The sequence below is a fragment of the Serratia sp. BFP-2025 genome (genome assembly GCF_050880365.1).
Lineage (GTDB): Bacteria > Pseudomonadota > Gammaproteobacteria > Enterobacterales > Enterobacteriaceae > Serratia > Serratia surfactantfaciens.
Genome location: NZ_JBPAFV010000002.1, coordinates 542,770 through 556,236, shown reverse-complemented (window position 1 = coordinate 556,236; position 13,467 = coordinate 542,770). Strand labels below are relative to the sequence as shown.

The window sequence follows — 13,467 nt, the reverse complement described above, 5'->3', positions numbered from 1 at the left end:
GAGAATGCTCATGTCGCGTGTTGAACGCTTGTACCACCGCACGGTGACCGGCCTGCTGCTGTTGATCCTGTTGCTGCCGCTGGCGGCGACGCTGATTTACGCGCTGGCTACCCAGTGGGGCGCCACCATTTTGCCGGACGGTTTTACTCTGAAGTGGCTGACGGCGCTGTGGAGCGACCCGCGTTTTTTGCAGGCGCTGTGGCACTCGCTGCTGATCTGCTTCGGCACGCTGTTGCTGTCGGTGGTGGTGATCCTGCCGGCGATGTTTGTGATCGCTTACTACTTCCCCAAGCTGGACGCGGTGATGAACGTGCTGATTTTGCTGCCGTTCGCCGTGCCGCCGGTGGTGTCGGCGGTGGGGCTGATGCAACTGTTCGCCGCCGATCCGCTGCCGCTGCTCGGCACCCCCTGGATTTTGGTGGGCTGCTATTTCACCATCGCGCTGCCGTTTATCTACCGCGCCATCAGCAACAACATGCAGGCGATCAACCTGCGCGATCTGATGGACGCCGCGCACCTGCTCGGCGCCAGTACCTGGCGGGCGGCGCTGTGGGTGGTGCTGCCAAATTTGCGCAAGGGCGGAACGATCGCCGTGTTGCTGTCGTTCTCGTTCCTGATCGGCGAGTTCGTGTTCGCCAACCTGCTGGTGGGCAGCCAGTATGAAACGCTGCAGGTCTATCTGTTCAATATGCGCAACGGCAGCGGGCATTTCACCAGCGCGCTGGTCATCTCTTATTTCGCCGTGGTGCTGCTCGTCACCTGGCTGGCGAACCTGCTGAATAAAAACAAGGGTTAACCCGATGGCTTATCTCAACGTCACCCGCCTGAACAAACACTATGGCCAGACCCAGGTGTTTCAGGATATCGATTTCACTGCCGAAGAGGGGGAGTTCGTCACCCTGCTCGGGCCAAGCGGCTGCGGCAAGTCGACGCTGTTGCGCTGTCTGGCCGGCCTGACTCCGGTCGACAGCGGGCAAATTTTACTGCAGGGCCAGGATCTGGTGCCGCTGGCGCCGCAAAAGCGCGGCATCGGCATGGTGTTCCAAAGCTATGCACTGTTTCCCAATATGACGGTGGAAGGCAACGTGGCCTTCGGCCTGAAAATGCAGAAGCTGGCGGCCGGGCAGATCGGCCAGCGGGTGCAGGAGGTGCTGGCGCTGGTGGAGCTGAGCGATCTGGCGAAGCGCTATCCGCACCAACTGTCGGGCGGCCAGTGTCAGCGCGTGGCGCTGGCGCGATCGCTGGTCACGCGCCCGCGTCTGCTGCTGCTCGACGAACCGCTGTCGGCGCTGGATGCACGCATCCGCAAACATCTGCGTGAGCAGATCCGGCGCATTCAGCGCGAGCTGAACCTGACGGCGATCTTCGTCACCCACGATCAGGAAGAGGCGCTGACCCTGTCGGATCGCATCGTCCTGATGAACAAGGGGCAGATCGTACAGAGCGGCGATGCGGAAACCTTGTATACCCAGCCGGCGGACGCCTTCGCCGCCGGTTTTATCGGTAACTATAACCTGCTGAGCGCCGAACAGGCCGGCCGGCTGACCGGGCGCAGCTATGCCGGCAAGGTGGCGATCCGCCCAGAGTCTATCGGCCTGTTGCCGGCCGGACAGGGGATCGGCGGGGTGATCCTTGGTCACAGTTTGCTCGGGAATGTGGTACGCTATCGGATTCAGGTTCGCGAGGTAGAGTTGCTGGTTGACGTGCTCAACCGTTCGGTGGCCGATCTGCGGCCCGACGGCGCGGAAATTGGGCTACACTTGGAACCTGTTGTATTGCGGGAAGTTGCATGACTTCGCAGCGCGGCACCGGGGCTCTCCCACCGCCGCCTTAACCCTTCTCTTCTGCGGTCTGCCCCCGCCCGCTGTCCTGCCAGACCCACGCCCGGCAGGCGGGACCGCGCGCTGTACCCGTCATCTTTAGCCTACCGGCTGCGGCTGGGGCGAACAGCACCGTTCCGCCCATCCGCAGTGCCTGACAGGCATCGGGTACCAGCCTTCTTTGGCCGGGCGTTAATGGAGCGTATCTTCCGTGCTGACCCTTCTTCACCTGCTTTCGTCCGTGGCGCTATTGGTGTGGGGAACCCACATCGTGCGCACCGGGATCATGCGGGTTTATGGCGCCAATCTGCGGCGCGTTTTGAGCGACAGCGTTGAGAAAAAACCGTTGGCGTTCGTTTCCGGCATCGGCGTGACCGCGCTGGTGCAAAGCAGCAACGCCACGGCGCTGCTGGTGACCTCTTTCGTCGCGCAAGGGCTGGTGGGGCTGGCGCCTGCGCTGGTGATCATGCTCGGCGCCGACGTCGGCACCGCGCTGATGGCGCGCGTGTTGACCTTCGATCTGTCCTGGCTGTCGCCGCTGCTGATCCTGGTTGGGGTATTCCTGTTCCTCAGCCGCAAGCAGATGCGGATCGGCCAGATCGGGCGCGTCTTGATCGGTCTGGGGCTGATCGTGCTGGCGCTCGAGCTGATCGTGGCCGCCGCCACGCCGATCACCCAGGCGGCCGGGGTGAAAGTGTTGTTCTCGTCGCTGACCGGCGACGTGATGCTCGACGCCCTGACCGGCGCGCTGTTCGCCATCGTCAGCTATTCCAGCCTGGCGGCGGTGTTGCTGACCGCCACCCTGACCGCCACCGGCGTGATTTCGCTGAAGGTGGCGCTCTGTCTGGTGATCGGCGCCAACCTCGGCAGCGGCCTGCTGGCGATGATCAACGCCAGCGGCCAGAACGCCGCCGGGCGGCGCGTGGCGCTCGGCAGCCTGCTGTTCAAGCTGGTGGGCTGCATACTGGTGTTGCCGTTCGTCTCCTATCTGGCGGATGTGATGGCTCAGCTGCCGGGTGGCAGCGAAGAGCTGGTGATCTATTTCCACGTGTTCTACAACCTGATCCGTTGTCTGGTGATGATCCCGTTGGCCGGGCCGATGGCGACGCTGTGCGAACGGCTGATCGTCGACGTGGCGGCCGACGACCCGCGCATGCGGCCGCGTCATCTGGACGCCAGCGCACTGGATACGCCGACGCTGGCGCTGGCCAACGCGGCGCGCGAAACGCTGCGCATGGGCGACGTGGTGGAACACATGATGATCCTGCAGCGCGAAGTGCTGCACGGTAAGCAAGGCGTGGATAAAGAGGTGCGGCGACTCGACGATGACGTCGACGTGCTGTACACCGCCATCAAGCTGTATCTGGCGCAGATCCAGAAGGAAGATCTGGGCGAGGAAGATTCGCGTCGTTGGGCGGAGATCATCGAAATGGCGCTCAACCTGGAACAGGCGGGCGACATCATCGAGCGCATGGCCGGCGACGTGGGCGCCAAATCGCACGCCGCGCGCCGCGCCTTCTCGGCGGAAGGGTTGGCGGAACTGGACGGGCTGCACGAACGGCTGATCGGCAACCTGCGTCTGGGGCTGTCGGTGTTCCTGTCCGGCGACGTCACCAGTGCCAAACGCCTGCGTCGTTCCAAGCACCGCTTCCGCATTCTGGATCGCCGCTACGCGCATGCGCACGTCGATCGCCTGCATCAGCAAAACGTGCAGAGCATCGAGACCAGTTCGCTGCATTTGGGATTGTTGGGAGACATGAAGCGCCTGAACTCGCTGTTTTGCGCCGTGGCCTACAACGTGTTGGATCAGGATGCGAAAGACGACGATCGCGACTGGGAAGACACCCCAAGCACGCTGTAAAAAAAACGCCCCCGGTTTTCCGGGGGCGTTGCGTAGGGGAGTGCGTTATTTGCCGCTGAATACGCCGGCTTTGGCGTCCGCCTGCTGAGTTGAGGCATGGCCGCTGGCGAACGGCACGTTGCCGTCGACGCTTTGCTTCGCCGCGCCGCCTAACAGTCCACCTACCGTGGCCGCCGCATCGACGCGGCCGCCGCCCTGATAACGCTGGCCGCTGACGTCCTGCTGGCTGACCTGGCTACCGCCCAGTTCCACCTTGCCCTGCTGGCTGCGGATTTCGCCGCCGGTCAGTTGGGTTTGGCCGCCGACCTGCAGCGCCACGCCGTGCTTACCGGCAATCGCCGATTGCTCACCGACCGCATTGTTGTTCACCACGTCGGCATTGACCTTGAGCTGCCCCTGGCGACCCGCCGGCCCGGTGATGCTGTCTTTCACCGCGCCGCCGACGGTGCGTGCGCCGCGATCCCACAGCGGGCCCTGCGGTTTTTCGCCGGCCAGCGTTTCCGGCAGCGTGACTTTGCCGTCAGCCTTGCTGAAGCTGACTGCACCGGTGGTATCCTGCTGCGGATCGAGGCGACGCGCTACGCTGTTGTACTTGTCGGTGGTGGCGTCGGCCACTTTGTTCACCCCGGCTTCCAGTTTCTCTTTCACTTTACCGGCGTAGCGCGGCGTGCCGACCTTCGACAGCTTGGAGGTGATGCTGCTGCCCGGATCGTTGCTGTGGCTCAGACCGGCATCCACATCCACCTTCACGCCTGTCTCGACGTCTTTGCGGCTTTCAACGCGCAGATCGCCGCCCACCTTGCCCTGTACGCTGTCGGCGTCGACGCGTGCGCCGACAAGGCGGGTGTCTTTGCCGCTGTTGAGCGCCACGTCGCCCGCGGTGATACCGGTGTTGGCGTGGGTGGTTTTATCCTGCTGCTCCACGCCGACTTTCAGACCGGCACCCAGCGTGTGGGTGTCTTTGCCGGTGTTCGGATCGACTTTGCCGCCGGCGTCCTTGTTGAAGGTTTGGCCGCCTCTGGCGTTGGCTTTGATACCCAGATTCCAGTTGTCCTTATGCTGCTCGTTCTTGGCGGATTCCAGCAGGATGCCGCCGTTTTTCGCCTCGAGCGCGGCGCTGCCGCCGCTGACTTTGGCCCCCTGCAGATGCAGCGCGTCATCGCCTTTGCCGTTGGCGGACAGGGTGACCTTGCCGTCTGAGGCGATAGTGGCACCCTGGCGCTCGGTCGCGGACTCATTGACCTTGGCGATGTCGAAGGCGCCGCCGGCGGAGAGGCTGCCGCCGGTTTTTTCCTTGCTGTCGCTGCTGCCGGCGCCCAGATCGATATTGCCGGACAGTTTGCTTTCCTTACGCGTTTGGGTCGATTCCGCCGCCTGCAGCGCGACCTTGTTGCCCGCGTTCAGGCTGACGTCGCCCTGGCTCTTGACGTTGGTGCCCTGCAGCGTCAGATCGCGGCCCGCCTTCAGCTCCACGCCCTGGCCGCTGACGTTGCCGACCTGCGCCGTGCTGCTGCTGCTTTCACCGTTGTTGGTGCCGCCGCCGAAACCGGCGCCGAAGTTTTTGCTGTCGGCGGTGAAGCCACCTTTGGCGGACGCTTTGACGTTAAAGCCGCTGTGGTTCTCGCTCTGTTTGTCGCTGGCCTGATCGAAGCGGATATCGCCGCCGGCGTTGACGGCGGTTTTACCGCTGCCGCCGTTCAGCGCGGTACCCTGATAGACCGCGTCTTTTTTCACGTTGACGTTGATGCCGTTGGCCGCGTCGATCGAGCCGGTCACCGCCTGGCTGGTGCTGCTGTTGCTGCGCTGGGTGCCGCCTTCGCCCTTGGCGTCCACGGTCAGATCGCTGCCGGTGGTGGTGTAGACGCGCACGCCGGCGCTGCCGCGGGTGTCGCGGCTCTGCTCGTCCTGACGGTTTGCCGCGGCTTCGCTGCGGTGGCTATCCGCCGTCAGGTTGACCGCGCCTTTGCTCGCCTGGTACTGCGTGCCCTGATCGCGCACTTCGCCTTTGGCATTGATGTCGATGCTGCCGGCTTTCACCGAGCTGACCACCGCCTGCGAGCTGCTGCTGTGTTTTTCGCTGCTGCCGCCCTGTGCGCCGATATCGAGGCCGACGTTAGGCGCGCCGATGCCGCCGATATCATTGATGACGCCGGTGGCGTCCAGCTTGGCCGCTTTGCCGACCGCACGCTCGACCGGACGCGTGACGGCGCTGTAATCGACGTTGGCACCGATATTCACACCGACGTCGGTCTTGTGGGTGGTGTTGCTGTTGCTGTTGGTGGCCGCCAGGTGATCGACACCGGCGGCGTTCTCTTGATAGGTGCCGCCGACGCTGTGCTGCGCGCCTTGCTGGGTCAGCTTGTCGCGGGCGTTGATCGTCAGGTTGCCTTTGACGTCGCTGCCGGACGTGACCGCCTTGCTGCTTTGCGTCTGGGTTTTGCTGTTCTCGTAGCCGGCTTCCACGCCGCTGCCGAGTTTGTCGATGCCGCCGGTGTAATAGAAACCGCCGCCGATCTTGGTTTGCTCGGTGTTTGAGGTCGTTTTGTCGTCGGCCGCCAGGAACGAAACCTTGTTGCCGCTGACGTTGGCGTCGCCTTTGTCGGCCACCAATTGAGAACCGCTGAAGGTCACGTCCTTCTCCGCCTTGAGCTTCACGCTGCCGCCGCTGAGGCCTGAGGCGCTATTCTCGGTGCGGGTGGTTTTCTCGCTGTCGCTGGTGTGCTCGATGCGCAAACCGGCGCGGTACTGCTTGTCACCGGCTTCTTTGGCGTAGCCGTTAACGGTGAGCGCGGTCTTCTGCTCGTCGATTTTCTGCTGCCGCTCGGCGGCCTTGACGTTGATGTTGCCGGTCTTCGACTCGACGCTCAGCTCACCGCCGCTGGCGACCTGGCTGCCGATCACGTCAGCATCCTTGCGGCTGACCAGCGTCAGGTTGGTGTCGGACTTCAGCTCGCTGGCGGTGCTGCTCTGGTAGCTGTTGTCGGCCTTGTGCGAACTGCTGGTGATGTTGAAGGCGGTGCCGGTGCGCGCGTCGATTTTGTCCACGGTGGTGCTCAGCGCGTTGTCGATGCGCAGGCCGCCGTGGGTGGTGGTGACTTCGCCGCCTGTCTGGCCGCGCGCCTTGCTGCCGGTAATGGTGACGCCTTGCTGGCCGTTCAGGCGCAGGGTGCCGCCGCTGGTCAATTCGGAGGCGTGGCTGATCTCGCGGCGATTGCTGTTGTTTTTGTTGTCGCCGCCGCCGATGCCGCCCCAGGAGGTTTTGTCATCGCGCACCGCTTTGGCGTTGGCGGTTTTCTGCACCCCGATCTGAATCTGGTCTTTCGCGTCGATAGTCAGATCGTTGTTGGCATGCAGCCTGGCGCCCTGGGTCGCAACGTTACGGCCGGCTTCCAGCGTCAGTTTACCCTTGTCCTGGCCCTTACCCTCGCTGCGCAGTTCGCTGGCCTTCAGGCTTTCGCTTTCGTCGCTGCTGCTCCATCTGCCGGTGCGCAGGCTGGAGGTGTGGTTGCGCTGGTAGCCGCGCTCGCTGGATTTATCCTTCTCCACCAGCCCGGCAAGGTGTACGTCGCGCGCCGCTTTGACGCTCAGCGCGCGGTCGGCGCTGACATTGGCGCCCAGCAGCTTCACGTCTTCCTGGGTGCTGATGAGTTTGGCGCTGCCGCTGGCGGCGACGGTGCTGCCCGCCTGCTGCAGCTGCTCGCGTTCGCGGGTAACGTCGTATTGCCAGGAGTAGAACCAGCGATCGTCGGTATGGCCTTGCGTCTGCTTCAACTGCTGGCCGTCGAGCGTCAGTTTGCCGCCCTGCAGCGTAATGTCTTCGCCGCGGATATCGGTGGCGGTGAGGTGCGCATGATTATCCGCCACCAGGCTGATGTTCTTGCCTTTCAGCTCGGTGCGGGTCAGCTTCTGGCTGCTGCTGCGATCGTTGACGTAGATGCCGCCACGGTAATTTTGATAGTTATCGCCGCCGTTTTTGTTGCTGCTGGCGTCGTCGACGCGGCTTTCGCTGCGGATATCATAGGCTTTCACCTTGAGTTCATCGCCGGCGTTCAACGAGCCGGCCAACTTCACGCCGCTGCCCTGCGCGGTGTTGATGATGTTGATGCGCCCGGCCTGCATGCTGCCGAGGTAGTAGCTGTCCAACGCGGTCGGCATCTGTTGGCTGGCCTGCACCGTGCCGTCGCGCGCTACCCGGTTAAGACCGCTGATGGCGTTGATCGTCGCCGAGGTCACCTTACCATCCGAATGCTTGAAATCTTGCACGATCACTTCGCCGCGGCTGTCGATCTTCGGTGCGATCAGATCCAGTACGCCGCCGGCGTTCAGGGTGCCATTGAGGCTCAGGGTGTTGCGGTTGCCGAAGGTGCTGTAGCCCTGCAGCACGCCGTTTTCCACCAGCGGGTTGCCGACCACCAGTGAGGAGTGGCTGGTATTGATGAACCCGCAGCCCTGACAGCTGATGCCGTTCGGGTTGGCCAGCACGTAGTCGGCCGCCATGCCGAAGATCTCTTGCTGGCCATGCAGCAGCGACGGGTTACGGCCGATCACCTCGTTGAGGATCACGCTGGCTTCGCGTCCGGCTGCTTTCAGGTTAGCGTTGGCGTCCAACTGGCCCGCCAGCTGCGACAGTCCCGCCTCGCGGGAGTTGTTCAGCACCGCGCCGGGCTGGTTGACGTTGAAGTCCTGATATTGGTTGTGCGACAGCCCGTTGCCGTTCGGCGCGACGATATCGACCACCTGCGCGCCGGTGGCGGCGGTAGATACGCCGGGGCCGTTGGCGCCGTTGGCCGCAACGATCTCTGCGGCGTAGGCGCCGGTGGAAGCGGCGAGAATAATCGCCAGCGCGGCGGCCAGTTTGCCTGCCGCCGAAAGTCTGAAGTTATTATTTTTCATCCATGTATCTCCGTATGTTGCCGTGGGGTCCTGCAAAACTGTTGATTAAAAGGTGTAAGAAAAGCGGGCCAACACCTGAACGGGATCTTCCGGCGTGGCGTGGTTAGACAAAATCCAGCCGCGGCTGACTTCGAGATCGACCAGCGCTCGCTGATAACGCAATGTGGCGCCGGTGCTTATACCGGCGCTGCTGCGCCAGCCTGAGTTGTCCTGACGCGGCAGAATGCGGCCGACGTCGGCGCCGAGGCGCGGCGTCAGCGTGGTGGCGCCCAGATTGAAACTGCGAGACAGCGTATTTTGCAGATACCAGCCGTTGTCGCCGGACTGGGTACTGCGGCTGAAGCCGCGTACGGCGCTGCGATCGGTGAGACTCAGCCACTCCACGCCGGGCAGCGGGTCACGGCTGTATTGACCGTAGAACAGGTTGTTGAGCTGATAGGTGGCTTCGCCCAGCCTGAGGCGCTGGCTGAGGTTGGCGAACAGCTTGCCCTTGGTGAACTGGCTGTCGAGGTGCACCGAACTCGGGTGGCGGCCGGCCCCCAGCCACGGCATCCCCTGCTCGACGCTGAGGTTGGCGCTGAACACGCCATTGGGCAGAATTTGCAGGTGGCTGGCGCTCAGTTCGGCCAGGGTCAGCGTTGGGCTGCTGACCTCAAGGCGCACGCTTTCGAAGTAGTTGTCGATGCGCTTATAGGTCAGCTGGCCGCTCAGGCTGTCTATCTGATCGTGATCGCGATAAAACACGTAGTCGCTGCGCAGCCCGTACTGTTGGGTCTGGCCGTGCAGTTTGACCACGTTGTGCTGCAGCTGCTGGTGGTTCTCATAGGACGAGAAGCTGGCGAACCCGCTAAAGGTGAAGGCGCCGTACGGCAGCGAGTAGAGCAGGGTATAGGCGCGACTGTAGCGGTGAGCCGGGTTTTCCAGCGTGCTGTTGGCGTTCAGGCTGACGAAGTCCGACAGGCCGAACGGGCTGTCCAGCGTGGCGGTGGCGCGCGCCAGCCACTGGCCGGTACTTTTCTGGCCGTAATTATCCGTACCGGCGGTAATCAACCAGGGTTTGGCGTGTTGATTGCGTAAACGAATTACCGAGCCGCCGACCTGGCGGCCGGGTAATATATCCAGCTTGGTGGTATTCGATTGCAAACGATTGGCCTGATCCAATCCCTGGTCGAGTTCGGTTAATTTCAACGGCTTGCCTTCCAGGCCCGGAAATAATAACCGGCTATTGACCCAGCGATCGCCGCCTTCTATTTTTTCGATAAATCCTTCCGTCACGCTTAGCCCCAATTCCCCCTGTGAATTAGGGCGAACAATTTGCACGCGCGCGGTGATATAACCTTTTTGCACATAAAGACGCGTTAATTCGCGGGTCAGGCGATTGATATCGTTACTGCTGATGCAGTTTTCCGGCAGCGCGCTCAGCGCAGATAAATCGCCCGGCGAGAGCAGGGTAATGCCCTGCAGATAAACGCCGGCGATCGGCAGGCACTGCGCGGACTGCGGCAGTGCGGGCGCGGCCGGTTCCGGCTCCGCCAGCAAGCGCTGCTGCTTCAGCTGCTGGTAGCGGCGCTGCTCGATCAAATGATTGACTTCACGCGTGCTGTCTTGCAACGCGCGCCGTGATTCCCCCATCGACATGTCCATCATCATATGGGAGTCCGGCAAGGTTTCGGCGGAAAGGGCCGTGCTGACCAGCAGTGTCAATGCGGTGATTTTTTTTATCATTGTAATCCATTCTGAGAGGCCACCGGGGCAGCCAGCCCAATCCATGAGGTTAACCACGGGCGGCCGACGGCCGGCCCGAAATAATGAGCGACATGCACATTGCGAGGTATCTTGATTTGCCGCAGCAAATAAGACGGTGGGTATAGATCTAAATAATAATTAGGCTGCTCATTTTTTGGCGGGCAACCCTGGTGACTTAATTAATTAAAAAAAGTAGAACGTCTCTTCCTGTTACCAACATTATCGGCATGGATAGGAAGAATCTGAATTTTTATTTTCCACGGATGATAGGGGATGAAGGGAATTATGACAATCCGACCAGTGGCAAATACGAAATTTCGCAGAGCAGAGTGGGGACGCAAATGTTTGCGTCCCCCACAGGCGGTTTATTTTTTCTTGATAGGGCGGCCGGACCAATAGCCCGCCAGCAGCGAACCGGAGAGATTGTGCCATACCGAGAACAGCGCGCCCGGCAGCGCGGCCAGCGGTGAGAAGTAAATTTTACCCAGCGTAGCCGCCAGCCCGGAGTTCTGCATTCCGACTTCGATCGCCAGCGTGCGGCAGGTGGACTCATCGAAACCGAACAGTTTACCGCCCCAGTAGCCGCTCAGCAGACCGATGCCGTTGTGCAGGATCACCGCGATGATAACGACCAGGCCGACCGAGGCGATGTGGCTTTGACTGCCCGCCACCACCGCGCTGATGATCGCCAGGATGCATACCATAGACAGCGCCGGCAGCAGCGGCTCGATGCGCTTCACCACCTTGGTCAGGGTATGGTGGACGATCAGGCCCAGGCCGATCGGGATCACCACGATCTGCAGGATGCTCAGCAGCATGCCCATGATATCGACGCTGATCTCGGCGTCGACGTACAGACGGGTCAACAGCGGCGTGGCGAACACGCCCACCAGCGTTGAGACCGCCGAAATGGTCACCGACAGCGCCACGTCGCCCTTGGCCAAATAGATCATCACGTTGGAGGCGGTGCCGCTGGCCACGCTGCCCACCAGCACCATGCCGGCGGACAGATCCGGCGGCATGCGGAACAGCATCGCCAGGATCCAGGCCGCCAGCGGCATGATCAGATAGTGCAGGAAGATGCCGGCTGCCACCGGACCGGGGCGCGCCAGCACCCGTTTAAAGTCATCCAGCCGCAGCGTGACGCCCATGGCGAACATGATCAGCATCAGCAACGGGCTGACGTAGGGGCCGATGCCGGTAAAGGTGGTCGGCGTGTAATAAGCGGCGACGGACAGCAGTATCGCCCACAGGGGGAATAAGCGCGTGAATAGTGCCAGCATGCAGGTTTTCCTTAGCCAGATTGAGAACGGTGGGTGTGGTTGTGTTTTTTATTGCGGGTTCAACATGCTGAACCCCTGCAGGTTTTGAACGGATTTTTTTAGACGCAGGGGCGCAGCGTGCTACGCCCGCAATCAGGGGTAATGACTTATTCGAACAGGTTGTGGTGCAGGGCGCGCACCACCTGCTCGGCTTCTTCGCCCGGTACCAGGAAGCACAGGTTATAGCTGCTGGCGCCGTAGCAGATCATGCGGATATTGAACGGATCGAGCACGCCGAACACCTCTTTGCCGACGCCACAGGCCCGCGACAGCTGGTTGCCGATGATCGCCACCAGCGCCAGATTCTCTTCCACCTCCACCCGACACAGCGACGACAGTTCGGTCAGCAGCGAAGTCGTCAACAGACTGGCGCCGGCGGAGGTGGAGCCGGTGGTGTCCATGGTCAGCGCGATGCTGACTTCCGAGGTGGTGATCAGATCGACGGAGATATTGTGGCGCGCCAGAATGTTGAACACCTCGGCCAGGAAACCGCGTGCGTGTAGCATGTTCAGGCTGTGCAGCGTCAGCAGCGTTTGCTTGCGGCGCAACGCCAGCGCGCGGAACAGCGGCGGATTCTCGGTGGTGTTGCACACCAGCGTGCCGCCGGCCGCCGGATCCTTGCTGGAACCGACGAACACCGGAATGTCGCTGCGCACCGCCGGCAGCAGGGTAGCCGGATGCAGTACTTTGGCGCCGAAGGTGGCCATTTCCGCCGCCTCTTCGAAACCGATTTTGTCGATGCGCTTGGCCGCCGGCACCACGCGCGGATCGGTGGTGTAGATGCCCGGCACGTCGGTCCAGATATCCACCCGGCCGACGCCGAGCGCTTCGCCGAGCAGCGCGGCGGTATAGTCGCTGCCGCCGCGGCCGAGCGTGGTGGTGCGGCCTTTCGGCTCGCTGCCGATAAAGCCCTGGGTGACCACCAGCGCTTCCTGCAGGCGCGGCAGCAATTGCGCCTGAGCCAGTTCGCTGAGCGCGGCGCTGTCCGGCACGGCGCGGCCGAAGTGATCGTCGGTGCGCATCACTTTACGCACGTCGAACCATTCGGCCTGCACGTTGCGGGCGCGCAGGATTTCAACGAACAGCAGGGTGGACATCAGCTCCCCATGGCTGACCAGCTCATCGGTCAACGCCGTCGAGGTGGCCAGCGACGCGGCCTCCGACAGCATGGCGATGTTTTCCAGCAGGCGGTCGATCTCGTCGCGGATCACCGCCGGCGCCGTGAGGCGATCGAGGATGGCGTACTGGATGCGGCGAATTTCATCAAGCTGGTAGTTGCGCTTGTCGGCCTCGCAACCCTCGGCCAGGGCGACCAACAGGTTGGTGACGCCCGCCGAAGCGGACAACACCACCAGGCGCACCTGTGGGTTGGCCAGCACGACGTCGGCGCTGCGGTTCATGGCTTCAAAGTCGGCGACGCTGGTGCCGCCGAACTTGGCCACCACGGTGGAATTCTGGGGTACTGCTTGGTTCATGTAGAAACCTCGTGTCAGGGATGCCCGTTTGGGGGCACTGTAATTCCATAGCCTTGGCACAAGGGGAGAGCGGTAAACAGGGGGCAGGCGTAGAGGTCAGGCTACGATACACCCAGAAGCGCCCCACCTTGTCGATCGCCCTGTGGGCGATCCCCTGGTGACAACCCAGGGGATTCAGCCCCTGTAGTCGATACGATAATGGCCGGCCATTACCCTACCTCGGCGTCGCTCCCCCTCGGGTGCCGTCAACGGAGAAACGGCTCCTCTGACACTCTACCTGGGCGACGCGCCTCTTCTGGCTTGCGCACCGGGTGCGCAAGTAGGCTGTTAGGAATAGCCGGTTATCGCCA

The 13,467-nt window shown here is 62.4% G+C and carries 7 protein-coding genes and 1 riboswitch; of the genes, 3 read left to right on the top strand and 4 right to left on the bottom strand.

Annotated features, from left to right (window positions below):
- The first annotated feature begins 10 nt into the window (after positions 1 to 10).
- The 3 genes from ACRAWE_RS18010 to ACRAWE_RS18000 all read left to right on the top strand — a co-directional run bounded on the left by ACRAWE_RS18010 (position 11) and on the right by ACRAWE_RS18000 (position 3,681).
- Positions 11 to 796: an ABC transporter permease gene (locus ACRAWE_RS18010; protein ID WP_015379246.1), complete on the top strand. Its 786-nt coding sequence runs from the start codon at positions 11 to 13 to the stop codon at positions 794 to 796.
- A gap of 4 nt (positions 797 to 800) precedes the next feature.
- The gene (locus ACRAWE_RS18005) at positions 801 to 1,793 is read left to right on the top strand and encodes an ABC transporter ATP-binding protein (protein WP_033631956.1); all 993 of its coding nucleotides are present in this window, start codon (positions 801 to 803) and stop codon (positions 1,791 to 1,793) included.
- A 238-nt stretch (positions 1,794 to 2,031) separates the two neighbouring features.
- Positions 2,032 to 3,681, top strand: a complete 1,650-nt coding sequence (locus tag ACRAWE_RS18000; RefSeq protein ID WP_004936675.1) for a Na/Pi cotransporter family protein — start codon at positions 2,032 to 2,034, stop codon at positions 3,679 to 3,681.
- Positions 3,682 to 3,726: 45 nt separating this feature from the next.
- Here the strand turns inward: ACRAWE_RS18000 and ACRAWE_RS17995 are convergent, their stop codons facing one another.
- The 4 genes from ACRAWE_RS17995 to lysC all read right to left on the bottom strand — a co-directional run bounded on the left by ACRAWE_RS17995 (position 3,727) and on the right by lysC (position 13,117).
- Complete coding sequence (locus ACRAWE_RS17995) at positions 3,727 to 8,574, bottom strand: hemagglutinin repeat-containing protein (RefSeq protein ID WP_432525681.1); 4,848 nt, start codon at positions 8,572 to 8,574, stop codon at positions 3,727 to 3,729.
- Positions 8,575 to 8,619: 45 nt separating this feature from the next.
- Positions 8,620 to 10,299 (bottom strand): ShlB/FhaC/HecB family hemolysin secretion/activation protein, encoded by a 1,680-nt coding sequence (locus tag ACRAWE_RS17990; protein WP_019453240.1) that lies wholly within the window; start codon positions 10,297 to 10,299, stop codon positions 8,620 to 8,622.
- Between the two features lie 386 nt (positions 10,300 to 10,685).
- The gene (panS, locus tag ACRAWE_RS17985) at positions 10,686 to 11,603 is read right to left on the bottom strand and encodes a ketopantoate/pantoate/pantothenate transporter PanS (RefSeq protein WP_019453239.1); all 918 of its coding nucleotides are present in this window, start codon (positions 11,601 to 11,603) and stop codon (positions 10,686 to 10,688) included.
- A 146-nt stretch (positions 11,604 to 11,749) separates the two neighbouring features.
- Complete coding sequence (gene lysC, locus ACRAWE_RS17980; RefSeq protein ID WP_063918659.1) at positions 11,750 to 13,117, bottom strand: lysine-sensitive aspartokinase 3; 1,368 nt, start codon at positions 13,115 to 13,117, stop codon at positions 11,750 to 11,752.
- Positions 13,118 to 13,225: 108 nt separating this feature from the next.
- Positions 13,226 to 13,420: riboswitch (Lysine riboswitch) on the bottom strand.
- Between the last annotated feature and the right edge of the window lie 47 nt (positions 13,421 to 13,467).

Bases quoted from the DNA above. Each gene is read 5' to 3' on its own strand.
- ACRAWE_RS18010 (WP_015379246.1), top strand. From the start codon at position 11: ATGTCGCGTGTTGAACGCTTGTACCACCGCACGGTGACCGGCCTGCTG.
- ACRAWE_RS17995 (WP_432525681.1), bottom strand. From the start codon at position 8,574: ATGAAAAATAATAACTTCAGACTTTCGGCGGCAGGCAAACTGGCCGCC.
- lysC (WP_063918659.1), bottom strand. From the start codon at position 13,117: ATGAACCAAGCAGTACCCCAGAATTCCACCGTGGTGGCCAAGTTCGGC.
- ACRAWE_RS17990 (WP_019453240.1), bottom strand. From the start codon at position 10,299: ATGATAAAAAAAATCACCGCATTGACACTGCTGGTCAGCACGGCCCTT.
- panS (WP_019453239.1), bottom strand. From the start codon at position 11,603: ATGCTGGCACTATTCACGCGCTTATTCCCCCTGTGGGCGATACTGCTG.
- ACRAWE_RS18005 (WP_033631956.1), top strand. From the start codon at position 801: ATGGCTTATCTCAACGTCACCCGCCTGAACAAACACTATGGCCAGACC.